Source organism: Gordonia sp. B8661-1 (genome assembly GCF_059427765.1).
In genome coordinates, this window is record NZ_JCAHRL010000010.1 from 59,124 (window position 1) to 84,391 (window position 25,268).

The 25,268-nt window shown below is 67.1% G+C and carries 28 protein-coding genes; 12 read left to right on the forward strand and 16 right to left on the reverse strand.

Translation table 11 applies throughout. From position 1 onward, the window contains the following. Positions 1–53: 53 nt before the first annotated feature. The 7 genes from AC4JJG_RS18345 to AC4JJG_RS18375 all read right to left on the reverse strand — a co-directional run bounded on the left by AC4JJG_RS18345 (position 54) and on the right by AC4JJG_RS18375 (position 5,243). Positions 54–749 (reverse strand): rhomboid-like protein, encoded by a 696-nt coding sequence (locus tag AC4JJG_RS18345; protein ID WP_495398756.1) that lies wholly within the window; start codon positions 747–749, stop codon positions 54–56. Continuing rightward, positions 746–1,573: a hypothetical protein gene (locus AC4JJG_RS18350; RefSeq protein ID WP_495398755.1), complete on the reverse strand. Its 828-nt coding sequence runs from the start codon at positions 1,571–1,573 to the stop codon at positions 746–748. Before AC4JJG_RS18350 ends, AC4JJG_RS18345 begins: the two co-directional genes overlap by 4 nt. Positions 1,574–1,598: 25 nt before the next feature. Beyond that, on the reverse strand, positions 1,599–2,576 hold the full coding sequence (ppk2, locus tag AC4JJG_RS18355; protein WP_495398754.1) for a polyphosphate kinase 2: 978 nt from the start codon (positions 2,574–2,576) through the stop codon (positions 1,599–1,601). A gap of 78 nt (positions 2,577–2,654) precedes the next feature. Next, complete coding sequence (locus AC4JJG_RS18360) at positions 2,655–3,182, reverse strand: DUF6764 family protein (RefSeq protein WP_495398753.1); 528 nt, start codon at positions 3,180–3,182, stop codon at positions 2,655–2,657. 130 nt (positions 3,183–3,312) lie between these two features. Next, positions 3,313–3,756: an SRPBCC family protein gene (locus tag AC4JJG_RS18365; protein ID WP_495398752.1), complete on the reverse strand. Its 444-nt coding sequence runs from the start codon at positions 3,754–3,756 to the stop codon at positions 3,313–3,315. A gap of 66 nt (positions 3,757–3,822) precedes the next feature. Beyond that, positions 3,823–4,497, reverse strand: coding sequence for a DUF4166 domain-containing protein (locus AC4JJG_RS18370; protein WP_495398751.1), 675 nt, complete (start codon positions 4,495–4,497; stop codon positions 3,823–3,825). 119 nt (positions 4,498–4,616) lie between these two features. Further along, the gene (locus AC4JJG_RS18375; protein ID WP_495398750.1) at positions 4,617–5,243 is read right to left on the reverse strand and encodes a TetR/AcrR family transcriptional regulator; all 627 of its coding nucleotides are present in this window, start codon (positions 5,241–5,243) and stop codon (positions 4,617–4,619) included. Between the two features lie 98 nt (positions 5,244–5,341). On the opposite strand from AC4JJG_RS18375, the gene AC4JJG_RS18380 reads away from it, so the two are divergent. After that, positions 5,342–5,824 (forward strand): PaaI family thioesterase, encoded by a 483-nt coding sequence (locus tag AC4JJG_RS18380; protein ID WP_495398749.1) that lies wholly within the window; start codon positions 5,342–5,344, stop codon positions 5,822–5,824. 31 nt (positions 5,825–5,855) lie between these two features. On the opposite strand, the gene AC4JJG_RS18385 is transcribed toward AC4JJG_RS18380, so the two are convergent. The 7 genes from AC4JJG_RS18385 to AC4JJG_RS18415 form a co-directional block, all read right to left on the reverse strand. Next, positions 5,856–6,860 carry an alpha/beta hydrolase gene (locus AC4JJG_RS18385; RefSeq protein ID WP_495398748.1) on the reverse strand — a complete coding sequence of 335 codons (1,005 nt, stop codon included), beginning with the start codon at positions 6,858–6,860 and terminating at the stop codon, positions 5,856–5,858. A gap of 593 nt (positions 6,861–7,453) precedes the next feature. Beyond that, positions 7,454–8,308 carry a tyrosine-protein phosphatase gene (locus tag AC4JJG_RS18390; RefSeq protein WP_495398747.1) on the reverse strand — a complete coding sequence of 285 codons (855 nt, stop codon included), beginning with the start codon at positions 8,306–8,308 and terminating at the stop codon, positions 7,454–7,456. A gap of 133 nt (positions 8,309–8,441) precedes the next feature. Next, complete coding sequence (gene groL / locus AC4JJG_RS18395) at positions 8,442–10,067, reverse strand: chaperonin GroEL (protein WP_495398746.1); 1,626 nt, start codon at positions 10,065–10,067, stop codon at positions 8,442–8,444. Positions 10,068–10,256: 189 nt separating this feature from the next. Next, positions 10,257–11,252 carry an ABC transporter substrate-binding protein gene (locus AC4JJG_RS18400; RefSeq protein ID WP_495398745.1) on the reverse strand — a complete coding sequence of 332 codons (996 nt, stop codon included), beginning with the start codon at positions 11,250–11,252 and terminating at the stop codon, positions 10,257–10,259. An 85-nt stretch (positions 11,253–11,337) separates the two neighbouring features. After that, positions 11,338–12,096: an ABC transporter ATP-binding protein gene (locus AC4JJG_RS18405; RefSeq protein ID WP_495398744.1), complete on the reverse strand. Its 759-nt coding sequence runs from the start codon at positions 12,094–12,096 to the stop codon at positions 11,338–11,340. After that, positions 12,093–12,965 (reverse strand): ABC transporter permease, encoded by an 873-nt coding sequence (locus AC4JJG_RS18410; RefSeq protein ID WP_495398743.1) that lies wholly within the window; start codon positions 12,963–12,965, stop codon positions 12,093–12,095. Before AC4JJG_RS18410 ends, AC4JJG_RS18405 begins: the two co-directional genes overlap by 4 nt. 132 nt (positions 12,966–13,097) lie before the next feature. After that, on the reverse strand, positions 13,098–13,268 hold the full coding sequence (locus AC4JJG_RS18415; RefSeq protein ID WP_495398742.1) for a hypothetical protein: 171 nt from the start codon (positions 13,266–13,268) through the stop codon (positions 13,098–13,100). A gap of 146 nt (positions 13,269–13,414) precedes the next feature. Here AC4JJG_RS18415 and AC4JJG_RS18420 point away from each other — a divergent pair, with 146 nt between their 5' ends. The 5 genes from AC4JJG_RS18420 to AC4JJG_RS18440 all read left to right on the forward strand — a co-directional run bounded on the left by AC4JJG_RS18420 (position 13,415) and on the right by AC4JJG_RS18440 (position 17,510). After that, positions 13,415–14,047 (forward strand): DUF4178 domain-containing protein, encoded by a 633-nt coding sequence (locus AC4JJG_RS18420; RefSeq protein WP_495398741.1) that lies wholly within the window; start codon positions 13,415–13,417, stop codon positions 14,045–14,047. Next, the gene (locus AC4JJG_RS18425; protein ID WP_495398740.1) at positions 14,044–14,622 is read left to right on the forward strand and encodes a DUF2617 family protein; all 579 of its coding nucleotides are present in this window, start codon (positions 14,044–14,046) and stop codon (positions 14,620–14,622) included. The genes AC4JJG_RS18420 and AC4JJG_RS18425 overlap by 4 nt, the downstream gene beginning before the upstream one ends. Before the next feature lie 377 nt (positions 14,623–14,999). Continuing rightward, positions 15,000–15,449, forward strand: a complete 450-nt coding sequence (locus AC4JJG_RS18430; protein ID WP_495398739.1) for a DUF4247 domain-containing protein — start codon at positions 15,000–15,002, stop codon at positions 15,447–15,449. A 64-nt stretch (positions 15,450–15,513) separates the two neighbouring features. Beyond that, complete coding sequence (locus AC4JJG_RS18435; RefSeq protein ID WP_495399595.1) at positions 15,514–15,939, forward strand: DUF350 domain-containing protein; 426 nt, start codon at positions 15,514–15,516, stop codon at positions 15,937–15,939. Beyond that, complete coding sequence (locus tag AC4JJG_RS18440) at positions 15,936–17,510, forward strand: polyamine aminopropyltransferase (protein WP_495398738.1); 1,575 nt, start codon at positions 15,936–15,938, stop codon at positions 17,508–17,510. Before AC4JJG_RS18435 ends, AC4JJG_RS18440 begins: the two co-directional genes overlap by 4 nt. A 6-nt stretch (positions 17,511–17,516) precedes the next feature. Here the strand turns inward: AC4JJG_RS18440 and AC4JJG_RS18445 are convergent, their stop codons facing one another. Both AC4JJG_RS18445 and AC4JJG_RS18450 read right to left on the reverse strand, forming a co-directional pair. Continuing rightward, a complete protein-coding gene (locus AC4JJG_RS18445; RefSeq protein WP_495399594.1) occupies positions 17,517–17,933 on the reverse strand; it encodes a DoxX family protein in 417 nt (138 codons plus the stop codon). Between the two features lie 169 nt (positions 17,934–18,102). Further along, positions 18,103–18,708, reverse strand: a complete 606-nt coding sequence (locus AC4JJG_RS18450; protein WP_495398737.1) for a lipocalin family protein — start codon at positions 18,706–18,708, stop codon at positions 18,103–18,105. A gap of 139 nt (positions 18,709–18,847) precedes the next feature. Between AC4JJG_RS18450 and AC4JJG_RS18455 the strand changes: the two genes are divergently transcribed. The 6 genes from AC4JJG_RS18455 to AC4JJG_RS18480 all read left to right on the forward strand — a co-directional run bounded on the left by AC4JJG_RS18455 (position 18,848) and on the right by AC4JJG_RS18480 (position 25,213). After that, positions 18,848–20,074, forward strand: coding sequence for a sensor histidine kinase (locus tag AC4JJG_RS18455; protein WP_495398736.1), 1,227 nt, complete (start codon positions 18,848–18,850; stop codon positions 20,072–20,074). An 18-nt stretch (positions 20,075–20,092) separates the two neighbouring features. After that, complete coding sequence (locus AC4JJG_RS18460; RefSeq protein WP_495398735.1) at positions 20,093–20,887, forward strand: LytR/AlgR family response regulator transcription factor; 795 nt, start codon at positions 20,093–20,095, stop codon at positions 20,885–20,887. A gap of 104 nt (positions 20,888–20,991) precedes the next feature. Further along, positions 20,992–21,303 carry a hypothetical protein gene (locus AC4JJG_RS18465; protein WP_495399593.1) on the forward strand — a complete coding sequence of 104 codons (312 nt, stop codon included), beginning with the start codon at positions 20,992–20,994 and terminating at the stop codon, positions 21,301–21,303. 24 nt (positions 21,304–21,327) lie between these two features. Beyond that, positions 21,328–23,088, forward strand: coding sequence for a sodium/solute symporter (locus AC4JJG_RS18470; protein WP_495398734.1), 1,761 nt, complete (start codon positions 21,328–21,330; stop codon positions 23,086–23,088). Positions 23,089–23,225: 137 nt separating this feature from the next. After that, entirely contained in the window at positions 23,226–23,579 is a 354-nt protein-coding gene (locus tag AC4JJG_RS18475; RefSeq protein WP_495398733.1) for a DUF485 domain-containing protein, read from the forward strand. Continuing rightward, positions 23,576–25,213 carry a monocarboxylic acid transporter gene (locus AC4JJG_RS18480; protein WP_495398732.1) on the forward strand — a complete coding sequence of 546 codons (1,638 nt, stop codon included), beginning with the start codon at positions 23,576–23,578 and terminating at the stop codon, positions 25,211–25,213. The genes AC4JJG_RS18475 and AC4JJG_RS18480 overlap by 4 nt, the downstream gene beginning before the upstream one ends. Positions 25,214–25,268 lie beyond the last annotated feature (55 nt).

The window sequence follows — 25,268 nt, forward strand, 5'->3', positions numbered from 1 at the left end:
GACCGAAGAAACGCGTACCGTGATCGGCCCGATACCCGCAGTTCGTCGGATGGTCAGGCCGGATGGGGACCATCGTGCGCCCGCCGGAACCGCCGACCGAGGGTCCTGACCGCTGCGATCGGGTCCCAGGGTGTGGCCCGCCGGGCACGCGCCACGGGGTAGGCGGCCACGCCGAACACCATCGCGATCGCGTGCCCGATCGCCACGAAGTTCGCGTCGACGACCAGTGGCGACACGAAGATCACCACGAGGCCCGCCAGGTAGACCCAGCGCCACGGAAAAGCGATGTGGTACAGCAGTATCCCGGCGATCGCGGCGAGGAAGTAACTGACTCCGACGTCGAGGACGTTCACCAACGTCGTCCGCGAGTCCCCGGCGCGGATCGCGATCGCCAGGATCCCCTGGCTGAGGTAGGTCGCGACGACATGACCACCGAAACCGACGAGGAGCCAGCGCATCGACCCCAGCCATCGTTCGGCCGGCCGATGGATCACCAGAAAGAGGACCAGGTAGGGGAACCAGTACGACCCGTCGATCCAGAACAGGCTGGTCCACAGAACGCGCACCGGTTCGTCCGTCAGATGGTGCAGGTTGGTCGACCGTGCTCCCAGCACGCGATCCAACCGATGCGCGGAGAGCGAATGCTGCACCATCGTGGTGGCCAGCAGAACGGCGAGCCAGACGTAGGTCAGCGGCGAGCCGCGGAATTCCGTCCATAACCGATGGCGGATCTCCGCGGCACGACTCACGACAGCACGGTACGCCCGGCTATCAGCCGGATCACCACGCCGACGATCACCATGCCTGCCCCGACGGCACCCACCACGAGTGCCGTGTGCTGCAGGTTGTCGAGCGCCCCGTCGACGATCACCTCGGCGACCTTGCGGCCCGCCTCCTGCGCCTGTGACAGTTCCTGTTTCGCGCGATCGGCGACCCAGATGCCGCCGAGCCACGAGACGGCGGCCGACAGCAGCGCACCGATCCCCAACGAGGCGAGAACCGTGCCTCTCCGGCGGGCGATCACCAGTGCCAGCAGTCCGGCGATCACCCCGATCGCGGCCGACCATCGGCCGATCGTCGTGATCTGTTGCCCCAGACGGTGATAGGCGCCGGCCTCGAGTCCGGTGCCGCCGCCCTGATCGAGAGGGATCACGATGGGCCCGGGCACCCGGAACGAGATCCCGGCCTGCGCGATGGCCCGATTCACCATCTCGGTGATGTCCAGGCTCATGACCTGGCGGTCGGCACCCGGCGCCGGTTCGTCGAACAGCCAGGCGTGCTGCTGGCGCACGACGTCGTCGAAGTCCTTCTCGAATTGCGGACTGTCGGTGTAGGCGTGGGCGATCTGCTCGGCCGCGGCACCGATCTGCGTGATGCCGGTTCGTTCGGAGGCCGCGGCGGCCACCTCACCGGCGAGATAGTCCTTGACCTGCTGATCCGCCGCGAGCGGCTGGATCGTCGCCGCGAAACCCTCGCGGTCGATCACCCGCTCGGACGCCCACAGCGACGGCAGCGCCACCACCACGGCCACCATCGCCACCAGTGTCAGCAGCCCACCGACGAATGTTCGCACAGCACAAGGGTACCGATCGCGGAAGCTACTCCCCGACCAGATCGCGCGCGCGTCCGACGATCAGGGGATCCGGCTCGCCGACGAGCTGCTCGTTCTTGCCCTCGTAGTCGAACCGGCTGAGCACATACCGCATCGCGTTGATGCGGGCGCGCTTCTTGTCGTTGCTCTTGACGACCGTCCACGGCGCGAGGTCGGTGTCGGTGTAGCTGAACATCGCCTCTTTGGCCTCGGTGTAGGCGTCCCACTTGTCAAGGGACGCAAGGTCCATCGGTGACAGCTTCCACTGCCGGACCGGGTCGATCTGCCGGATCGCGAAACGCGTGCGCTGTTCGAGGTCGGTCACCGAGAACCAGAACTTGACGAGATGGATGCCGTCGTCGACGAGCATCTTCTCGAAGGCGGGCACCTGCTTCATGAAACGGTCGTACTGCTCGGGCGTGCAGAAATTCATCACCCGCTCGACACCGGCGCGGTTGTACCAGGAGCGGTCGAAGAACACCATCTCGCCACCGGCGGGCAGGTGTTGCACATAGCGCTGGAAGTACCACTCGGTGGCCTCCCGCTCGCTCGGCTTCTCCAGCGCGATGGTGCGCGCACCGCGCGGATTGAGGTGTTCGTTGAACCTCTTGATCGTGCCGCCCTTGCCTGCCGCGTCGCGCCCCTCGAAAACCATCAGCAATCGCTGGCCGGTCTGCTTGGACCACTTCTGCAGCTTCAGCAACTCGATCTGCAGGCCCCGCTTGGTGACCTCGTACTCGCGCCGGCTCATCCGTTCCTCGTACGGATAATCCTGACGCCAGGTGTCGACGACGTTGCGCTCCGGGAGCGTCAGCAGGATCGGGTCGTCGTCATCGTCGTCGTTGACCGTGAATTGCGTCGTATCGTGCAGGTCGACGAGGTGCTGAAGGGCTTCACGCCCGTTCAGCACGCTGAAATCCGGGCCGATGTCGGCCGGGGTGTCGCTGATGGGGTCGACGGCGTCGACGGGATGCAGTTCGGTCACCACTCAACGATAAGCACAATCCGGAAACAGCACATGACCGACGAATGAACCAGGGTCTTCCGGATCAGTTCGTCCGGATCAGTTGCGGAGATCGATCGATCCGGTGTGCAGGCAGGCCTTGCCGGTGTAGGTGTCGAAGGCGGTGGCGAAACCGCCCTGGCAGACGGCGCCCCGAGCGCCCGCTGCCGGACCGGCAACCGCCTGACCGCCCCAGCCGCCGACCGCGACGGTGGTGCTGCCGTGGCGGGCCTGTGCGATCGAGAAAGCGCCCGGTCCGGTGGTCACCGAATAGGCATTACCCCGGGTGTTCGCGCCGGCGAGAGCGGTCGAACCGGGCTGCAGGTTACGGGCGTGCGCCTGACCGCCACGATCGGAGACGGCGATCGCGGTCCCGTGCCCACTGCTCTCCTGGGCCGTCGCCGACGCACCGGCGCCTGCCTTGGCGCCGCAGCCGCCGTTGCCGACGACGTGCTCGACCTGATGTCCGTTTGCCGCAGCACAATTGGTGGCCGCCGACGCATCACCCGCGAAGCCGATAGTCCAGGCCATGGCCCCGACACCGAACGCCGTGGCTGCCAATCGGACTCCGAACTTCTTGATACGCACTGGTTTTGGCCTCCCTGTAGACACGACGTGAGCGGGGTGCGAGCGCACCGCGGACCAGCGTACCGGTTCACCGGCACAGTGACCGAACGGTTACCGAACTGTGGCCAAACTACGTGCGGCTGAAACGGATTCAGTCGGCGGCACGCCGCTCGACCTCCGCGATCAGGCCCTTGCGCGCGGTGTCCACAGCCATCTTCTGAGCACGCTTCACGATCAATCCGGGCATCTTGATCTTCAGGTCGACCTCGAGGGAGAACTCGACATGCGATCCGCCGTCGTCGTTCGGGGTGATCGTGTACACGCCGTGCTGTGCGCTCAGCTGATTCGCCTCGACCAGATCCCAGGTGCAACTGGTGTCCGTCCAGGTGTAGGACAGGGTCTGCTCGTCGGAGATGCCTGCGGCGGTGACGACCACGCGGACCTGATCGGGGCTGCCGTCCTCATGCTCGGAGAGGATCTCGGCTTCCTTGTGCGGACCCGACCATTCGGGCAGGGATTCCACATCCAACAGGACCTCCATCACGACGGACGGAGGTGCAGCAATATCGAACTCGGATTTCGCGGAGACGGCCATAGCGAAGAACCTACCGCGTCCGGGCACCGATCACGCGTGGAACCACGCGCGGGCTGCGCGACCCGCTCAGTCCTCGCGGCCGACGAGATTGATCGGCCAGGCCTCATCGGGGATGTCCTGCATCGTGCACGCCTGATCGGCAGCCGTGAACCAGCCGCGGAAATGCAGGATCTCCCCGATCACCGGGTTGCGCACGGTCGCGTCGCAGCGGAATCGCTGACGCGCGTCGTCCCAGCCCTCGATGTACTTCATCTGCGCGGAGAACAGGCCCTTCATCCCCAGCTTCGGTCCGCTGAGCCAGCGCATCGGACCACTTTCGAGGAGCAACTCGCCCGCCTTCGTGACCGACGGTTCGATCGGATAGAGCAACTCCGGGCCGTCGCCGAAGTAGTCGACGAGACCGGTGGTGCCGGAGACCAGCAGCGAATTCAGATTGCGCGTGCCGCTCGTGTACTGGAAAGCGCGCAACACGGCGAGGCATTCGCGCCCGAGTTCGTCGACGTAGCAGTACTGGTTCTGGGTGAACGGCACCATGCGGCTGGTCTTCGAGGGCAGGGCGTTGCGCTTGGCGTAATGCCAGAAGAAAGGCGGCGGCAGAGCGGAGGTGATGTAGACCGATTCGTACATCCCGGACGCGACCTGCGCGACCCCGGAGGTGGAGTCGATACTGTAGCGCCACGCCACATTCGGGTGCAGACGATCAAAATCCGATCCGAGGATCTGCCGGTATACCGGCGCCATGTGCCGACCTCCCTTGGCGCCGACGGCACGCCACGCGTGCGCCGATTACAGCCGTATTCAGATGACAACCTACGCGATGACAACGACGGTGGTGACATGGGCCACCGAAACAGACCGCCTCAGTCCTCCGACGCGGCATCGCAGAGCCGCGCCAGTTCGTCGATGACCCGGTCGAGGGGCTCGACGCTGCGGCGGGTCTGACACAGGCCGACGGCACCTTCGATGGCCGCGATGATGACGTTCGCCAGCGAGTCCGCGCGGTCGGCATCGACGCCCTCATGGATGAGGCGCGCGGCGATGAGCCTGGTCCAGCGCGTGAAGATCTGCTCGGCCTCGTCGGCGACCGCGGGCTCGGACCGACGGGCCAGGCCTCCGGCGAGAACGGGGCAGCCGAACTCGTAGTCGGTGTTGATGAGCAGACGCCGCCACACATCGCCGATCTCGGCGACGGCCTCGGCGGGCGTCGCCGAACTCTCCCGGCGGATGCGGCCGGCGATGAAGTCCCCGGCGTACCGGACCGCCTCGGTCATCAGCTGGGTCTTCCCACCGGGAAAGTGGTGGTAGATGGAGCCGCGCGGAGCCGAACTGGCGGCGATCACGTCGCCGATGGAGGTGGCGGCGACGCCGTCGCGCCCGATCAGATCCGCGGCGTGGACGACCATCCGCTCGCGCGGCCCACGGCCGTCCGCGTCGCCGGAGGTGACGGTGGCTCGCGCGTCGTCCACGCTCGCATCCGACGTCGTCATCGCGGCTCTCCCATCGTCGACAGCACGGTCCGCCCGTTCATCAGGCCAACATTACCCAGCCGCATGCTCTATGCAGGTCTTCATAATCTGGCTCTTCTATGCCAACATACATAGTCATGACGACCTCCACTCCCGAGTCCACCGATCCGCTTGCGATGTCCGGCCTCGATCTGTTGCGCGCATGGATGCACGACCCGGACCGCGACTCCCGCCCGAGCATCGGCCGGCTCCTCGGGATGCGCCCCATCCGCATCGACGAGGGCTCGGTGAGCTTCGGCGTCACACCGCAACCGGACTTCGCGAACCCGCTCGGTTCCGTCCACGGCGGCATCTGCGCGACGCTGCTCGATTCCGTGATGGGCTGCGCCGTCCACACCACCCTGCCCGCTGGCGTCGGCTACACCACGCTCGAACTCAAGGTGAACTACATCCGTACCGTGCCCACCGACGCGGACGAACTCCGTGGCGAGGGTTCGGTGATCCACGTCGGCGGACGCACCGCCACGGCCGAGGGCAAGGTGTACTCCGCAGACGGCAAGCTCGTCGCGCACGGGACCACCACCTGCATCGTCTTCCGCTGATCGTTATCCCCTTGGGGGACAACGCCTGACGTCACCGCCCGATCGCGGGACCGAGCGTCGACCAGGATCGGTGCAGTTCGTCCTGCCAGTAGCCCCAGGAGTGCGTTCCGACCTCGGCGAAGTGAAACGTCGCCGGAATCCGCAACTGCTTCAGGCGATCCGCGAGACGGACGGTGCACTGATTGGTCGCCGCCTCGATGAGACCGCCGAGCGTCAACTGGCTGACGAACTGCGTCACGTCGCGATCGACCGTGCGTGACGTGAACGTGTCATGCGGGCCGGGCAGACCCGAACCGTTGCTGATGTACATCCGCACGCCGCGCAGCTGGGCCGCCCGGATGACCGGGTCGTTGGCGCGCCACCCGGGACCGTTGAACGGTCCCCACATGTTGGTCGCGTCCGCATTGCCCCGGGACTCGACGACCATGCGGATGTAGAGCTGACCGAATTCGGTACTCGTCTCCGCGCATCCGCTGTACGCACCGACGGCCCGATACAGACCCGGCGCGGCCTGCGCGAGCGACAGCACCGAGGTCCCGGCCATCGAGATCCCGGCAATCGCGTTGACGCCGTTGGTATTCAGACGTGCGTTCACCACCGACGGAAGTTCGCGGGTCAGGAACGTGGTCCACTTGTTGCGACCGAGCACCTTGTCGTCACGCTGCCAGTCCGTGTAGTAGCTGAACGCGCCCTGCATGGGCACGACGACGTTCACGTTCTTCGTCGCGAAGAATTTCAGGACGTCGGTCTGATCGAACCAGTTCGCGGCGTCCTCACCGCCGCCCGCGCCGTTGAGCAGATAGAGCGTCGGGTGGCGCTTGCTCCGATCCTTGGGACGCAGAATCCGCAGCGGGATGTCGCGGCCCATCGCGGCGGAGTAGACCTTGATCTCCTCGACTCCGGCGGGTGGCTTGCCCGGCCCGGCGCCCAGCTGCGGCCGTGCCGACGCGACGGACGGGTTCATCGACAGCACGAGCAGCACCGCCAGTGCGGCGACTGTCGTCGATGCCGCGAACGCTCTGCGAGACAAGGTCATTCGTTACGTTCCTCTACTTCGGGCGACGGGCGGCATGCCGCCGCCACCGGCGACGACAAAACGGTGCGGCCACCCGTCATGGGCGGCCGCACCGTCGGTGATCCGACGAACGTCGGGTCACATTCCGTTGATGGATCCGCTGATGAATCCGGGAACGATCATCAGTACGAGCTGTGTCATCTGGGACACGATTTCGATGATTCCTGAGAGCATGGTTCTACTCCGTTGCTACTGAAAGGGATGATGTGTTGCGTGCTGCCCGCAGTGCGCCGACGCTGCCGAACCTGCGTGGCGATGATGCGTCAGCTGAGGAGCGGGACCAGCTGCGACAGGGTCTGGAAGAAGAAATCGACGAGGTCGAGAATGCCTACGCTTCCCATGAAACTCTCCTACTTTCACTTCCCCCGCGGAGGGGAGATCGGGATCACCACTATTTGCGTGCGGTGACAACCATCACAGTAGAGACCCAACTGTGACCGAATTGTGGTTTGCGATGAAGGATCCCAATTTGTGATTGTGGGTGGGACGTACCATTATTTTCACTCGCACGCATCTCGTGCGGGGCGTTTCCGGGGCGCGAAAACCGGCCCTGATCAGGACAGAAAGCGTGACCGAAGAGCCTCGTGGACGTCCGGGGGGAGCTCCAAACCGTCGACGAAGTACCTATCGATCGAGCCGAAGCGGCTCTCGACCTCATCGAAAGCCGCATCCAGATACTCCGGATGTGCGCCCAGCAGCGGTCGCAGCAGATCCACGTCACCACCGGCGTCGGCGAAACCGTCGAGGAGCGGCTGCACGGACGGCAGGAACAGGTCGTTGGTGCGGAGATACTCGGCGTAGACGTCGTCGCGATCCACCCCGAGCAGCGACAACAGGGCAGCGGCCGCCCAACCGGTCCGGTCCTTGCCCGCGGTGCAGTGGAAGAGTGCCCCGCCGTCGCGTTCCGTGAGTCCCCGGAACAGTTGCGCATACGAGGCCCGCGCGCTCGGCAGATGCACGAGTTCGCGATACGACTCGGTCAGCGCACGCACACCCGCACCGTCGCCGAGTTTGTCGTTGGCGAGAGCCGCCGACTCCGGATTAGTGAGCGCCTCCCCCAGTTCGGCCGGCACCGCGATGGCCTGTGCATCGGCGAGTACGTCGAGATGGACGGCCTCGACTCCCGGCAGGCGTGGGTCCGGCGCCTTGCCCACCTCGGCACCCGACCGCAGGTCGTAGATCGTCCGCACACCCAGATCGACGACGGCCGCCCCGTCGGCGTCGGTGATCTTGTCGATCGCCGCCGACCGGAACAGCACGCCGGCACGGACCCTCCCGCCACCGACCGCCGCCAGACCACCGAGGTCGCGAAAGTTGGTGACGGAAGCGAGATCACTCATGCCGTCGATCTTCTCACCCTGGTCGTCGGGCCCATCGACGGCGTGCGCCGAGTCGAGATTCTCGCTCACCTTTTCCGTTCCCGCTCCCGCCGCCGGGCTGAGCGGGAACGGAAAGAGTGAGCGAGAACGCCGAAGGCCGGCCACCCGCGTGGGGTGACCGGCCTCCGGTGAGTTGCGTTGTGCGACTCGGGTTCTGATCAGATCAGAATCCCATTCCGCCCATCTCGTCGCCGCCCGGCATGGCCGGTGCGGCGTTCTTCTCGGGCTTGTCGGCGACGACGGCCTCGGTGGTGAGGAACAGGGCCGCGATCGAAGCCGCATTCTGCAGCGCCGAGCGGGTGACCTTCACCGGGTCGTTGATGCCGGCCTTGAGCAGGTCCTCGTACTCGCCGGTCGCGGCGTTGAGGCCGGTGCCCTTCTTCGAGTGCAGGATCTTGTCGGCGACGACGCCGGGCTCGAGGCCCGCGTTGACGGCGATCTGCTTGGCCGGGGCCGAGAGCGCAACACGCACGATGTTGGCGCCGGTGGCCTCGTCACCCTCGAGCGACAGCTTCTCGATGGTGGGCTCGGACTGCAGCAGGGCCACGCCACCGCCGGCGACGATGCCCTCTTCGACGGCAGCCTTCGCGTTGCGGACGGCGTCCTCGATGCGGTGCTTGCGCTCGCGGAGCTCGACCTCGGTGGCCGCGCCCGCCTTGATGACCGCAACACCGCCGGCCAGCTTGGCCAGACGCTCCTGCAGCTTCTCACGGTCGTAGTCGGAGTCGCTGTTCTCGATCTCCTGACGGATCTGGGCCACGCGGCCCGCGATCGCGTCGGCATCGCCCGCACCATCGACGATGGTGGTCTCGTCCTTGCTGACGACGACCTTGCGTGCCTGGCCGAGCTGCTCGAGTCCGGCACCCTCGAGGGTCAGGCCGACCTCTTCGCTGATGACCTCGCCACCGGTGAGGATGGCGATGTCGGCCAGCATGGCCTTGCGACGGTCACCGAAGCCCGGTGCCTTGACGGCGACGGACTTGAAGGTGCCGCGGATCTTGTTCACGACCAGGGTCGAGAGGGCTTCGCCCTCGACGTCCTCGGCGATGATCAGCAGCGGCTTACCGGCCTGGATGACCTTCTCCAGCAGCGGGAGCAGATCCTTGACGTTGGTCACCTTGCCCGCGACGAGCAGGATGTACGGATCCTCGAGGACCGCTTCCTGACGCTCCGGGTCGGTGACGAAGTAACCCGAGATGTAGCCCTTGTCGAAGCGCATGCCCTCGGTGAGTTCGAGCTGCAGGCCGAAGGTGTTCGACTCCTCGACGGTGATGACACCTTCCTTGCCCACCTTGTCCATCGCCTCGGCGATGAGCTCGCCGATGGCGTGGTCGCCGGCCGAGATACCCGCGGTGGCAGCGATCTGCTCCTTGGTCTCGACCTCCTTGGCGCTCTTCAGGAGGGACTCGGAGACGGCCGAGACGGCCTTCTCGATGCCGCGCTTGAGACCCATCGGGTTCGCGCCGGCAGCGACGTTGCGCAGACCCTCACGAACGAGAGCCTGAGCGAGAACGGTTGCGGTGGTGGTGCCGTCGCCCGCGACGTCGTCGGTCTTCTTGGCGACCTCCTTGACGAGCTCGGCACCGATCTTCTCGTACGGGTCCTCCAGCTCGATCTCCTTGGCGATGGACACACCATCGTTGGTGATCGTGGGGGCGCCCCACTTCTTCTCGAGTACGACGTTGCGACCCTTGGGTCCCAGCGTCACCTTGACTGCGTCGGCGAGGGTGTTGAGACCCCGCTCGAGACCGCGACGGGCCTCTTCATCGAACGCGATTTGCTTGGCCATGAGTAAGTGATCCTCCGATTGGGGGTGACACTAGTGATCTATGGCCGGACTCGGTGCCCGCGACGGACGACCGGTGTGTCATTCGGTACCGGTCTCACCGTCCCGACCTGGCACTCACGGTCCGCGAGTGCCAACCTCCGTTTTAGCACTCGACCAGGGAGAGTGCAAGGTCGCGGCGGCATGTGATCGCTACTGGCTGAACCGTTTGTCGACGAACGAGTTCAGGTCCACTTTCCCGGGGAAGATCTTCGCGTCGGTGAACGCGTCGGCGATCTCCTGCTCGGAGGCGATGATCTCGTCGCTGAGCGGCGTGGGGCGCTTGATCGATCGCGTCCAGGTGACCCGGGAGGCGTCGACACTGATGTCGGTCAGCTTGGCGTACTGGTTCGTCCACTCGTCGAGGTGCTGCTCGGACCAGGTCGTCGCCTCGGCGTAGCGCTTGAGGAAGTCGGCGATGGCCGCGGACTTGCTCGCGTCGCCGAGTGCCTTGTCCGAGGCGATCCAGAAGTTGTAGCCGTTGCCCGCCGTGTCGGCGGCCGCGATGGATCGCGCGCCCTTCTCCTGTTCGGCGATCGCCGTATACGGATCCCAGACGGCCCACGCGTCGACGTCACCCTTGCTCAGCGCGGTGTACCCGTCGCCGGGCGAGAGGTAGACGGGGGTTATGTCGTCGAACGACAGGCCGGCCTTCTTCAGGTGCAGCAGCAGGTTCGCGTTGGCCGAACTGCCCTTGGTGACGGCGACCTTCTTGCCCTTGAGGTCCTTGACGCCCTTCACCCCGGAGTCCTTGCCGACGAGGATCGCGTCGCCCTTGCCGGTGGAATCCAGTGCACCGACGATCTTGATCTTGGCCTTCGCGGCCGCGCCGAAGACCGCGGGGGTGTTGCCGACCTGGGCGAGGTCGATGCCGCCCGCATTGGCGGCCTCGACGAGCGGCGGCCCGGCGGTGAAAGTGGAGAAGTCCACCTTGTAGGGCGCACCCGCGAGCTTGCCCGAGGCCTTCATGAGCACCTCGATGGAGATGGCCCGCTGATCGCCGACCTTCAAGGTCACCGAGGACAGGTCCACGGGGCCGGTCGGGGTGGCCGTCGACGCGGCGTCGTCGCCGCCACCGCATGCGGAGACGGTCAGGACGGCGGCGGCGAGCAGGCCGAGGCCTGCCGAACGGAAGGAACGGAATCTCACGGACGGATCTTTCTCTCGAGAATCACGGATACGGAACAGAAGGCACACATGTGGGGACAAGCGGGCCGATCGCGCGGGCAGTGGCTCAGAAGGCCGGTTCGGTCACACCCAGCGCGCGCAGCAGACGGTTGGCGTACGTGGCCGCTTCGGGATCGGCCGCGCGACGGGGACGCGGCAGGTCCACGACGACCTCGTCGGCGATCCGGCCGTCATCGAGCACGAGCACGCGGTCGGCGAGCGTCACGGCCTCCGAGACGTCGTGGGTGACCAGCAGGACACCGAAATCGTGTTCGTCGAACAGTTCGAGGAGCAGCCGGTGCATCGACAACCGGGTCAGCGCGTCGAGCGCACCGAACGGTTCGTCGAGGAGGAGCAGCGTCGGCTCGGCGACGAGCGCCCGCGCCAGTGCCGCGCGCTGCGCCTCGCCGCCCGACAGCGTCAGGGGCCAGGCGTTCGCACGATCGGCGAGACCGACCGCGTCGAGTGCGGCGCGGGCGCGTTCGGTGGCGGCACGCTCCTTACGGCGCGGATCACCGAGCACCACGTTGCGCGTGGTCCGCAGCCACGGGATGAGGCGCGGCTCCTGGAAGACGATCGTCGGCGCACCGTCGACGGTGACGTCACCGCCGTGGTCGGGGACGAGTCCGCCGATGGTTCGCAGCAACGTCGACTTGCCCGATCCGCTGCGGCCCACGAGCGCGACGATCTCGCCGCGGTCCACGCGCAGGTCGATCCCGTTCAGGACCGGCTCGTTGTCGCCGAAGGACTTCGTCAGTCCGGTGATCTCGACGACCGGGCCGTGCGTCCGGGCCGCGGACGCCGCTTTCACCCGGGGCGCGCTCATCGGACACCCGCCGGACGCCAGCGCAGTGCGCGGACCTCGAACCATCGGACGATCGCATCGGTGATCAGACCGAGCAGGCCGTAGACGATCAGGCCGAAGATCACGATGTCGGTGCGCAGGAAATCACGGGCGTTGTTGACGATGTAGCCCAGACCGGAGCCCGCATTGATCTGCTCGGCGACGATCAGCGTCAGCCACGCGATGCCGAGGCTCTGCCGCATGCCGACGAGGATCTGCGGCAGCGCACCCGGCAGCACCAGGTTGCGCAGCCGTTCACCGCGGGTCAGATGGAGTACCTCACCGAGTTCGACGAGCTTCGGATCGATCTGCCGGATCGCGGCAAAGGTGTTGAGGTACAACGGGAATGCGACACCCAACGCGATCAGGTACACCTTCGGGGCATCGTCGATGCCGAACCAGATGATGAACAACGGGATCAACCCGAACAGTGGGATCGTCCGCAGCATCTGCAGTGGCGGATCGAGGACGAACTCGCCGATCCTGCTCAGACCGGTGAGCACGCCGAGGCCGATGCCGACGACCGCACCGAGTGTGAACCCGTACAGTGCGCGAAGACCGGACGCCTGCAGCGCGGACGCCAATTCACCGGAGCGGATGAGTTCGAGCCCCGCGGAGGCGACCGTCGACGGCGCGGGCAGCACCTGTTCGGACAGCAGCCCGGTGGTGCTGCCGATCTGCCACAGCACGAGCAGGGCGATCGGCGACAGCAACCGCAGCGGAGCCGAACTCCGATACCACCGTTTGCGAGCCGGACCCGACCGCTCGGCCGTGCGCTCGGTGGAGCCGGCACCGGCTCCGGGGACGTCCACCGGCGCCGCACTCCCGCGCTCCTGGACTGCGATGACCATGTTCACCCTTCGACCTGTTGTCCGCGCACCCGACATCGATGCGGGTGCGCCCTGAGGGTCCAGGGTTCGCGACCACGGCCGTCACGACAATGATTAGATTCAGCGTTGTCGAAACCGTGGCGCGACCGATGATCAGCGGTGCGTCTCCTGTGGCCACGTCACCGATACGCCCGGCAGGACCGACTTCAGCTGCGCGCTGCCCTGCTTCGTCAGTTGCCGCGCCGTGCTTTCCGCAGCGGGGCCGAGCACCCGGTACGGCGCCCTGGCCTGCTCGGCGGACCACCCGATCGTGGAACCACGCACCTTCACCTTCACGTCCCCACGAACATTGACGACGTAGTCGACGGACGGCAGTCCCGGATGTGACGCGGTCGCGATCGAGCGACGGATGTCGTCCGTTCCGATGACCGCTATGCCGCAGGGCGCCGATCCCCGATATCGTCGGAGTCGTGGACATCCTGCTCATCGTGATCGTCGCCCTGCTGCTCATCATCGCCGTGGTGGTGGTCTTCAACTTCCTCGGCAATCGGCGAGCCCGACAGGCGGAGGCCGACGCCCTCCGGAACCGGACCTACCGGCCGGGGGATCCGTTCTCCTCCGCCGACGACGACGCGGTGCGCGGCGATCCCCGTCAGCTCAAGCCGAGCGACCTCGTTGATCTCCGCGGCCAGACCTACGCGGTCCGTGGCACCCTGCGCCTCACCCAGGGCAGCTATGTCTGGACCGAGAACTTCCTCGACACCGGCGTCGGCACCAAGGCGTGGCTGTCGGTGGAGGATGATCCGGACCTCGAAGTGGTTCTGTGGCAGGAGATCTCCGGGGTGACCGTGGAGCCGGGTGCCCAGACCATCGAACTCGAGGGGCGGCGTTACACCTCGGACGAGGCCGGCTCGGCCGAGTTCACCTCCGCGGGCACCACGGGACTGTCCGCCCGGGGCAGCGTCCGCTATCACGACTATTCCAGCGGTGACGACCGGCTGTCCTTCGAGGATTTCGGTTCGGGATGGGAATGCGCGCGAGGAGAACTGCTGGCGCGCACCGACTACCGGATCTATCCGTCGAATCCGGCGCCCGAAGCGTGAGCAGTCCGATCACCGTTCCGGCCGGAGCGCACACACGGCTGCAGGTGCCCTACGTCGACACCCGCGCCGATCAACTCCGCTATTCGCTGTCCGCATCACCCGCCGAGGCACTCGCCCTGCGCGACCATGCGGCGGACGGCCTGCGACTGTCGCTGCGTCTCCTCGGGGCCAGCCATCAGGTGCTCGTCGATGTCGACGACGCGGCGGGTCCGCCGCGGCACCTGAGCGAGACGGTCGCCTGCCTGCCGGAACTCGATGCGCCGCTGCCGCCGTCGCATACCGGACGCGGCTACCGGTTCTGCTCCGTCGTCCGGAATCAGCCGCGCGATCGGTTCGCCGATCTCGTCGGCGAGATTCTCGCCGACGCCGAGACGCACAGTGCAGCAGGACGTCCGGCGGTTGCGGGTTGTTTTCCCGGCGACCCGCTCGCGGTGACCGCGATATTGGCGGACGTGACCGACACCGCGGTGAGCTGGCAGACCTGGCACACCTATCCGCAGTCGGGCGACGTCGTGCTGACCCGATCCGAATTCCTTTACCGCACGGCACAACCCACCGAGGTGACCACACGATGACCACGCCACCTCAGGGGCCCGACGATCGGCCACGTGACCCCGCGCCAGGTCCCGGTCCCGACGACGACCCCGCACCGAGTTCGCCACCGCCGGCAGGACCGCCTCCACCGGGTCCGCCACCGTCGGCCGGACCTCCTCCATCGGGTCCGCCGCCTCCTGCCGGACCGCCGTCGGGGAACCTTCCCCCGCCCGGAAGTCCACTGCCACCGCCCGCGGGACCACCGCCCGGCGGACCTCCCCCTCCACCCGGTCCGCCGCCATTCGGGCCACCACCGTTCGGGCCGCCGCCGGGAGGTCACGGCGCGGGCGACTTCGAACCCGAACCCGAACCCGATCCGCGCCGCGGCCTGAACCGGGTCCGCAACATCATCATCGGCGTGATCGCGCTCGTCGCGCTGCTCGGCATCATCGGCTCATGCGCGGTGAAGATGAACCCGGACGGCTCGAGTGCGCGGAAGTACATCTCCGCCAATTATGAGCGGAAGCCCTCGCTGGACGAGACCAACGTGACCGCTTACGTCGCCGACGGGTCACCCGAATCCGTCGAATCGAAGCTCGTGGACGTCCAGCGCCCCGAAGATCGGCGCAGCGGCGACTCACGGAACGCGGGCAACGTGGCGGGTACCCGGTTCCTGCAGTACCGCGACTATCTGGTGGGCCTGTTTCCCATGGCGGGCAACAAGACCCGCGTGATGGTGAGCAAGGACTATCAGTCCGGCTACAACCATTACCACTCCTATGTCGGCGGCTTCTGGGTGCCGATCCCCAACTTCGGCGGCGGTGGCAGCAATTACCGCGGCGGAGGTTCCGGCGGAGGCGGCAAGTGACTCCGGCCCACCATTTCTCACACCGACGACCCTGACCACCACCCACACATCACCGGAGGACATCGTGCTCACCAGAATCGTCGAAAACGGCTACAGCGCTGCGGCTTACGGCGGCGTCGGACTGCTGCTGATGTTGCTGTCGTTCGTCGTGGTCGACGCACTCACGCCGGGCAACCTGCGGCATCAGCTGTGGATGGACCGCAACCGGAACGCCGGAATCCTGGTGGGGGCCAACCTCATCTCGATCGTCATCATCGTGGCGGCATCCATCCGGGCCAGCGAAGGTCAACTGGGCGAAGGCCTGCTCTACACCATCGTGTACTCGATCATCGGTCTCGTCGTGATGGTGCTCAGCTTCCTCGTCATCGACGCGTCCACCCCCGGCAAGCTGGGTGAGCTCGTCATCCACCCGGACAGTCATCCGGCCGTGTGGGTACACGGTGCCGCGCACATCGGCATCGCGGTCATCATCGGTTTCGCGATCAGTTGACGCAGACCGCATCCGACACACTCGCTGAGACGGACGACGTCGCACCCCGGAACCGCTGGGCGCGCGCCGGGCTGCTGACCGTCGTCTTCATCTGTGCCGCATGCGGTCTGGTGTACGAACTCGCCCTGGTGTCGCTCGGTTCCTTCCTCATCGGGAACACCGCGACGCAGGCGTCGATCGTCCTGTCCGTCATGGTCTTCGCGATGGGGGTCGGCTCGCTGGCCGCCAAACCCCTGCAGCGGCACGCCGTCACGGCGTTCGCGATCATCGAGCTGGCTCTCGCACTCATCGGCGGACTGTCTGTGATGATGCTGTACGCGGCGTTCGCCTACGTTTCGCTGTACACACCGGCCCTGGTGGCGGTCGCCTTCGTCCTCGGCCTGCTCATCGGAGCCGAGATCCCGCTCCTCATGGTGCTGCTGCAACGTATTCGACGGCAGGACGCAGGCAGCGCGGTCGCCGACATCTTCGCCGTCGACTACATCGGCGCGCTGATCGGCGGCCTCTGCTTCCCGTTCCTGCTGCTGCCGATCTTCGGCCAGTTACGGGGCGCCCTGATCGTCGGGCTCGTGAATGCCGTCGCCGGCTGCTTCCTGGTCTTCGTGGTGTTCCGGCGGTCGCTGCCCCGCGTCCGCCTGATCACTCTCGGCCTGACCTCGGTGGCGGTGGTCGCCGCGCTCGTCGCCGGACTGGTGCTGTCCACCCGCTTCGAGGTGACCGCGCGGCAGGCGATGTTCCGCGATCCGGTCGTCGCGGCCGAGCGCACCGCATACCAGGACATCGTGATCACCGAGCGCCGCACCGGCCTCGGCCCGGACACCCGGCTCTTCCTCAACGGGGACCTGCAGTTCTCCTCCATCGACGAATATCGCTACCACGAGGCGCTCGTCCACCCCGCCATGGCGGGGAGCCGGTCGTCGGTGCTGATTCTCGGTGGCGGCGACGGTCTGGCGCTGCGGGAGGTGCTGCGCTATCCCGACGTCGGCTCCGCCACCCTCGTGGAACTCGACCCGGAGATGATCCGGCTGGCGCGCACCGACGATCGGCTGCGCACGCTCAATCGCGGTGCGATGGACGATCCACGCAGCCACGTCGTCGCCGCGGACGCCTTCAATTGGCTGCGGGATCATCGCGAGCGCTACGACGTGATCATCGTCGACATGCCGGACCCGGACGAGTCGGCGACCGCCAAGCTCTACTCGGTCGAGTTCTACGCCCTGGTGCGGGCGCACCTCGCGGACGGCGGACGCGCGGTGGTGCAGTCCGGCTCACCGTATTTCGCACCGAAGTCCTTCTGGTGCATCGACTCCACACTGCGCGAGGCCGGTTTCGACGGCACCCCGTATCACGTCGACGTTCCGTCCTTCGGCGACTGGGGATTCCACCTCGTCGCGCACACCGCGCCGCCGCTGCGACTGGATGCACCGTCGCCGCTGCGCTTCCTCACCGCTGACGAACTCGCGGCCGCCGCGGTGTTCCCGCGCGACCGCGAGCGCATCGCCATGCCGCCGTCGACATTGATGGATCCGCGTATTCTGCGTTACGCGCAGAGCGAGTGGTCGGTGTACTGACCCGGTTCAGCCGCGGCGCTTCGCACCGGCGGTCGACCAGATCGCCCAGGCGACCAGGACCGGCTGGAAGAACAGTCGCGCGAAGCGTTTCCCGTCGGTGTCGAGGCCGAAACCGTCGCGGTGCCCACGCCATTGGGCGATGTTCCCGGGGAACACGGCGATGAAGAAGGCCGCGACGATGCGGCCGACCAGCGTGCGTCGACGACGAACGAAGGCCAGCGCGGTACCGAGTCCGATCTCGGCGACACCGGATACGACGACGACATCGTCGGTGTCCATCGGCACCCAGTCCGGAACCTGTGCGTGGAACTCCTTCTTCGCCCACGTCAGGTGGCTGACGCCGGCGAAGACCAGAAACGACGACAGCACCAGACGGGCGATCGACCGGAGCCTCGACTCATCCCGAACAGGGGTGCGGCGCACCGGCTTCGGTGGTCGGCCGGCACGTCGCCGGTCGAGGAGGGTGCCGGCGCCGACCCAGGCGATCCGCGCGGGACCGCCGAGGAACGGTGTGGCGACCGTGGCTGCTTGCCGGAAGCGCCGATTGCCCGATCGCTGATGACCTGATTGCGTATCAGCACTCATGAGCGACTCAGATCGTGCAGAGCGGCTGCAGGTTCGGGTTGCCGCCGGTGGTCGGCGTCGTCAGGAAGAGGCAGCTGTTGAAGCCGCGCTTCTCGATCGTCGACCGCACCGTCTGCCAGGTCTTCGGCGACACCGACGGTGTGCGAGACAGGACGAACCCCGAAGTGCGGCTGGGGTTTCCGACGATGGCCAGCGAGTAGTCGTCGGCCAGATAGGTGACGACGTAGTTCGCCGGGCCGTTGGGCGAGCCCTGATTCGGCGTGGACGGGAACACGACCTTGAGCTGGGCGCCGGTCTTCTTGTCGATGGTGCGCGCACTGCCGACGATCTTGTTCGGGGTGCCGAGCCATGTGGTGCAGCTGTTGATGACACGGATGTCGCCGTTGGGCTTCGGTGTGTAGTTGGCGCGGGTGTCCCTCGCGCACACCAGATTGAAGAACTGCGGGTAGGCCGCGATCTGGTACCAGTCCCCGAGGTAGCGCTTCGCGTCGAGCTTGGCGATGGGCTTGAGGGGAGCCTGGGCATCCGCCTGCGCGGCGGGCATGGCAAGAGCCACACCGAGTCCGGCGACGAGCGCGATGGCGGATTTACGAAGGAAAGACGGCAGTGTCATTTAGTTAGACTAACGGCACTGCGCGCTGTCGCACCACCTTTGCAGAACAGTAAATTGTTCGCCGCCACGGATTCCGGCGGGAATCGCCTCGCGGTTTGCGACCATGGTCGGACCAACGATGACGCAGTGAGGTGCACGAATGTCGAGTCTCGCGGTGGCACTCGCGATCCTGGTGGTGCTCGCGGTGGTGGTCGTGGCGGTGCTGCTGCGGACGCGTCGCGGGGTCACCACCCCGACCGAGCGCGCCGTGCACTTCGCCCTGCACACCGCGGCGCAGGCGGCGCGGTCACTGCGCGGTGGCCTGACGGCCGAGTCGGCGCGTGATGCACTGCCCCACCTGCGTGCCCTGACCGCGGCCGATGCGGTCGCCCTCTACGACATCGACGGCACACTTCTGGCCTCCGATGCCGCACCGACGATCCGGGAGGACCAGCAGGCCGGAGATCGGCTCACCGAGTCCGCAGGCCGTGCCGCCGTCGACGCCGAGGCGCACCGGCGCCGGGTATTGGTGAACGACCCGTGCGGTCCGGAGTCGGCGGTCCGCACCCTGATCGCCGAACCCCTCATCACCGAGGACACCGGGCTGGGCGTCCTGGTGGTCGCGACGACGAAGGAGCCCGGACCCGGCATGCTCGGCGCGATCGCCGAGGTCGCTCGGTATGTGTCCAGCCAGATCGAACTGGCCGATCTGGAGTTGTCGCGGGCGCGGCTCGACCGCGCCGAGGTGCTCGCCCTGCGCGCACAGATCAGCCCGCACTTCATCTACAACGCGCTCAACACCATCGGCTCCTTCGTCCGCACCGACCCCGATCGGGCCCGGGAACTCATCCTCGACTTCGCCGACTTCACCCGCTACTCCTTCCGCGCGGCGGGCGAGTACACCGTGCTCTCCGACGAACTGCGCAACATCGACCGCTACCTGACGCTGGAACGAGCACGCTTCGGGTCGTCGCTGAACGTGAAACTCCAGGTCGCGCCCGAGGTGCTCAACGTCGTACTGCCGTTCCTCGCCCTGCAGCCACTGGTGGAGAACGCCGTGCGGCACGGCCTGGCGGCCAAGGGTGGCGGCACCATCACCATCGTTGCGCGGGACGAGGGCAACGACTGCGTGATCACGGTCGAGGACGACGGTGTCGGCATGGACCCGGAACTGTTGCGCAGCGGCGACATCGACGCGCTCGACGACGGTTCCGATCCGCGGCAGCGCACCGACTCCGACGGTGCCCAGGTCGGTCTCAGCAATGTCGATCATCGGCTGCGCGCGGCATTCGGCAACGATTACGGTCTAGTGGTCGAAACCGGCATCGATGCGGGCACCCGGGTCGGTATGCGGGTGCCGAAGTTCCGTGCGGGAATCCGCGCCTGAGGTCAGGAGTCCGAGGACATGTCGCTGGTGGTACTGGCCGTCGACGACGAGCGCCCCGCCCTCGACGAACTGTGCTATCTCCTCGGCGAACAGCCCGAGGTGGCCGAGGTGCACGGCGCGGGTGACGCCACCGAGGCCCTGCGTGAACTGAACGAACGCCGCGTCGACGCGATCTTCCTCGACATCAACATGCCCGGCCTGTCGGGTCTGGAACTCGCGGGCGTCCTCACCCGCTACGCCGAGCCTCCCACCGTGGTGTTCGTGACCGCGCATGATGACAAAGCGGTCGACGCCTTCGAGGTCGGCGCCGTCGACTACCTGCTGAAACCCCTGCGCACCGAACGGCTCGCGCAGGCGATCGAACGGGTCGTCGCGGCGCGTGCCGGCGCCGACTCGCGAACCCACCCCGCCCCGGCCCCCGGCGCACCCGGCCCGGACGAGGTGATCCCGGTGGAACTCTCGGGGACCACCTCACTGGTGCGGCGGGATTCCATCTCCTGGGTCGAGGCAGTCGGCGACTACGCGCGGCTGCACTCTGCGACGGGCTCACATCTGGTGCGGATTCCGTTGTCCACCTTGGCAACCCGATGGCAGGACCAGGGCTTCCACCGCGTGCACCGCTCGTATCTGGTGGCCCTGCCGATGGTGACCGGCCTGCGTACCGCCGGTTCGGGGACCGTGGTGTGCATCCGCGAGAACGGCGCCGCACCGGCGGTGGAGTTGCCGGTCAGCCGCCGTCAAGTGCGCGATCTCAAGGATCGTCTCATCCGGGATCCCATGCGGGACCTCAAATCCGGGAGCGAACCGTCGTGAACGACCATGCGCCGCAGCGGCGCGACCCCGACCAGCACGCCGACCAGCCAGCACAGCGGCGACACCGGGAACGGGTGGTGCTGGCACAGCGCCGGGGTGCACGCATGGTCCGCACGCGCGTCGAGGTCCAGGAACAGACCGAGGTCGGTGACGCCCTGGTGCGGGGCCTGATGCGCGCCCAACTCGGCATCGCGCTGCGCATCGGCGTCAGCGTCACCGCGCTGATCATCGCGATCCCGTTGGTGGGCACCATCTTTCCCGGCCTCATCGACGTCACGGTCGCGGGTATCCGGCTGTACTGGATCGTGCTGGGCGTGCTGCTCTATCCGATCCTCTACATCGCCGGACGACTCTACGTGCGACTCGCCGAACAGGCCGAGCGCGACTTCCTGGGCGTGGTCGACAGTGACACCTGACCCGCAGCCGCCGATCACCGCGGGATGCCGGTGATCGGCACCATCGAGTGGCCGACCGCCGTCGCCCTGGCGCTCGCGGCCCTCGCCACCCTGGCGCTCGGCGCCTACGGCGGACGGCTCTCACGCACCACGTCGGACTTCCTGGTCGCCTCCCGCAGCGTGGGCTCGCGCTGGAACGCGGCCGCCATCTCCGGCGAATACCTCTCCGCCGCATCCTTTCTCGGCGTCGCCGGCCTCGTCGCGAAGTACGGCGCGGACGCACTGTGGTATCCGGTCGGCTTCACCGCCGGATACCTGGGACTGCTGCTGTTCGTCGCGGCGCCACTGCGACGCTCCGGCGCCTACACGGTCCCCGACTTCACCGAGTTCCGGCTCGGGTCGCTGACCGCGCGACGCATCGCGACGATGGTGGTGGTCGTGGTGTGCGTGCTGTACCTGATTCCCCAATTCCAGGGCGCCGGACTGACTCTCAACATCCTGCTCGGCCTGCCGGTCTGGGCCGGGGTGGTCGCCGTGGGCGCCATCGTGGTGCTCAACGTGGTGGGCGGCGGGATGCGGTCGATCACCTTCGTGCAGGCCTTCCAGTACTGGCTCAAGCTCACCGCGATCGCGATACCGGCCTTCGCCCTCCTCGCCGTCTTCACCGCCGATCCCGCACCCCTGGGCGACCCGGCACCACCGCGCGTCGACCGGGCCACGACCGTCGACATCACCACCGACGTCGTGGTCACCGTCAGCGATGCCGCGGGGGTCACGGTGACCGGCACGATGGACGACCGGCCGGTCGTCGACGCCCCCTTGCCGGGGCCGGGCACGCACTCGCTGGACGCGGGCACCACCCTCCGGCTGGCGGCCGGCGCGGCGACACCGGTGGTCGACCGCGCACCGACGACCGGCGCGGACTGGCTGACCGCGGGCCGCGGCCTCGGCGACAGCCATCCCCTGTATCAGGTGCTGTCGCTGATCGTGGCAACCTTCCTGGGCACCATGGGATTACCGCATGTGCTGGTCCGCTTCTACACGAACCCCGACGGACGGTCGGCACGACGGACCGCGCTCGCGGTCATCGCGCTGCTGTCGCTCTTCTACCTGTTCCCCACCGTGCTCGGCATCTTCGCCCGACTCTACGTCCCGCAGCTGCTGATCACCGGATCGGCGGACGCCGCCGTCCTGCTGCTGCCCAGCGCGGCCATCGGCGGCGTGGGCGGACAACTGCTCGGCGCACTGGTGGCCGCGGGGGCGATCGCCGCCTTCCTCGCGACCTCGTCCGGGCTGCTCGTCAGCATCGCCGGCGCGCTGGCGACCGACGTCCTGCGCGGCCGGGTCCGCGACTTCCGGGCCGCCGCGCTGATCGGCGGAGCGGTGCCCATCCTGCTCTCGCTGGCCGCGTCCTCGCTCGAACTGTCCCGCACCGTCGGCCTGGTGTTCGCGGTCGCCGCCTCCACCCTGTGCCCGCTGCTGATGCTGGGCATCTGGTGGCGTGGTCTGACCGCCTACGGCGCGATCGCCGGACTGATCGTCGGCGGCATCACGTCCGGGGCCGCCGCGACGGTCGCCATCTCCGGCCTGGTCGACCCCGACCTGTGGGCCGGCTGGTTGTCGGTGCTGATCGGCTACCCGGCCGCGATCACCGTCCCGGTGTCCTTCCTGACGATGATTCTGGTCAGTCTCGCCACCCGGTCGGCACGGCCGCCGGACGTGGCCCGGATCTTCGCGCGGATGCACGTCCCCGAGCGTCTGGGGCTCGGCGTCGAACGACTTCCCGACGACCGTTCGTCGGCCTGAATCGACCGTCCGGCGCACAGCCTGCGGGCTTCGGCGTGTGAGCTGTCCCACAGCTTCCCGGTGTGACCTGCGCCTCTCTACTCTCCCTGAAGAAAGGACGGTCACTTCCGCCCGTCCGAGAACCAGGAGGAGTGCCCGTGTCCACGGTCGACCATCCACCCGAGTCCGTGCATACGCCCACCGGCGCGGACTTCGTCGAGGTACAGCACAGTCCCGAATTCCAGGATCTGCGCCGTCGCCTCCGCACCTTCGTCTTCCCGATGAGCGCCTTCTTCCTCATCTGGTACGCGATCTACGTGCTGCTCGGCGCCTTCGCGCACGACTTCATGGCCACCAAGGTGTGGGGCAACATCAACCTCGGCCTGATTCTCGGCCTGTTGCAGTTCGTCACCACCTTCGTCATCACCGGCCTCTACGTCCGGTTCGCCAACCGGGTGCTCGACCCCCGCGCGACCGCGATCCGCGAGAAGATGGAAGGAACCGACGCATGAACAGCACCACCACGGTGAATCTGGCTGCCGCAGTGGGCAACCCGGTCGCCAACATCGCCATCTTCGCGGCCTTCGTCGCCGTCACCATGTATGTGGTGATCCGGGCCAGCAAGAACAACTCGTCGGCGGCCGACTTCTTCACCGGCGGCCGCGGCTTCTCCGGACCGCAGAACGGCATCGCCATCGCGGGCGACTACCTGTCCGCCGCCAGCTTCCTCGGCATCGCCGGCGCCATCGCCGTCTACGGCTACGACGGCTTCCTGTACTCCATCGGCTTCCTCGTCGCGTGGCTCGTCGCGCTGCTGCTGGTGGCCGAATTGTTGCGCAACACCGGCAAATTCACGATGGCCGACGTGCTGAGCTTCCGCCTCAAGCAGCGTCCGGTGCGCCTGGCCGCGGCGATCTCCACACTCGTGGTGTCGCTGTTCTATCTGCTCGCCCAGATGGCCGGCGCGGGTGGACTCGTCGCACTGCTCCTCGACATCGAAAGCCGTGTGGGACAGTCGATCGTCATCGCGGTCGTCGGTGCACTGATGATCGTGTACGTGCTCATCGGCGGCATGAAGGGCACCACCTGGGTGCAGATCATCAAGGCCGTCCTGCTGATCGCGGGTGCCGCGCTGATGACCGTCATCGTGCTCGCGAAGTTCGGGTTCAACCTCTCCGACATCCTCGGTACGGCACAGAACGCCATCGGCGGTTCGGCCGACGAGGCCATCGCGAACCGTGACGTCCTGGCACCGGGCGCACAGTACGGCGGCTCCACCGAGTCGAAGATCAACTTCCTCTCGCTGGCCATCGCGCTGGTGCTCGGTACCGCGGGCCTGCCCCACGTCCTGATGCGCTTCTACACCGTGCCGACGGCCAAGGAGGCCCGTAAGTCGGTGGTCTGGGCCATCGCCCTGATCGGCGCCTTCTACCTGTTCACCCTGGTGCTGGGCTACGGTGCGGCCGCGATCGTCGGACCCGACAAGATCATGGCCGCGGCGGGCAAGCAGAACTCGGCGGCACCGCTGCTGGCCTTCGAGATCGGCGGTGTGGTGCTCCTCGGCATCATCTCCGCGGTGGCCTTCGCGACCATCCTCGCGGTCGTCGCCGGCCTGGCGATCACCGCGTCGGCCTCGTTCGCCCACGACATCTACGGCAGTGTCATCAAGCGCGGCAAGGCAAGTGAGACCGACCAGGTCCGCGTGTCGCGCTACACGGTGGTGGTGCTCGGCATCATGGCCATCATCCTGGGGATCCTCGCCAACGGGCAGAACATCGCGTTCCTGGTGGCACTGGCCTTCGCCATCGCGGCGGCCGCGAACCTGCCGACCATCCTGTACTCGCTGTACTGGAAGCGGTTCAACACCCGCGGCGCACTGTGGAGCATCTACGGCGGCCTGATCTCGACGATCGTCCTGATCGTGTTCTCTCCCGCGGTCTCCGGCAGCAAGACGGCGATGATCCCGGACGCGGACTTCGCCTGGTTCCCGCTCGCCAACCCGGGCATCATCTCCATCCCGATCGGTTTCCTGTTCGGCATCATCGGCACCCTGACCTCGTCGGAGCGCGGAACGCCGGAACGCAACGCGGAGATGGAAGTTCGTTCTCTCACCGGAGTCGGTGCGGAGAAGGCAGTCGTCCACTAGACGACCGCACCGATCGACGCTCGTCGATCCACAAAGGTTGCCGTTTGCCGCGCGA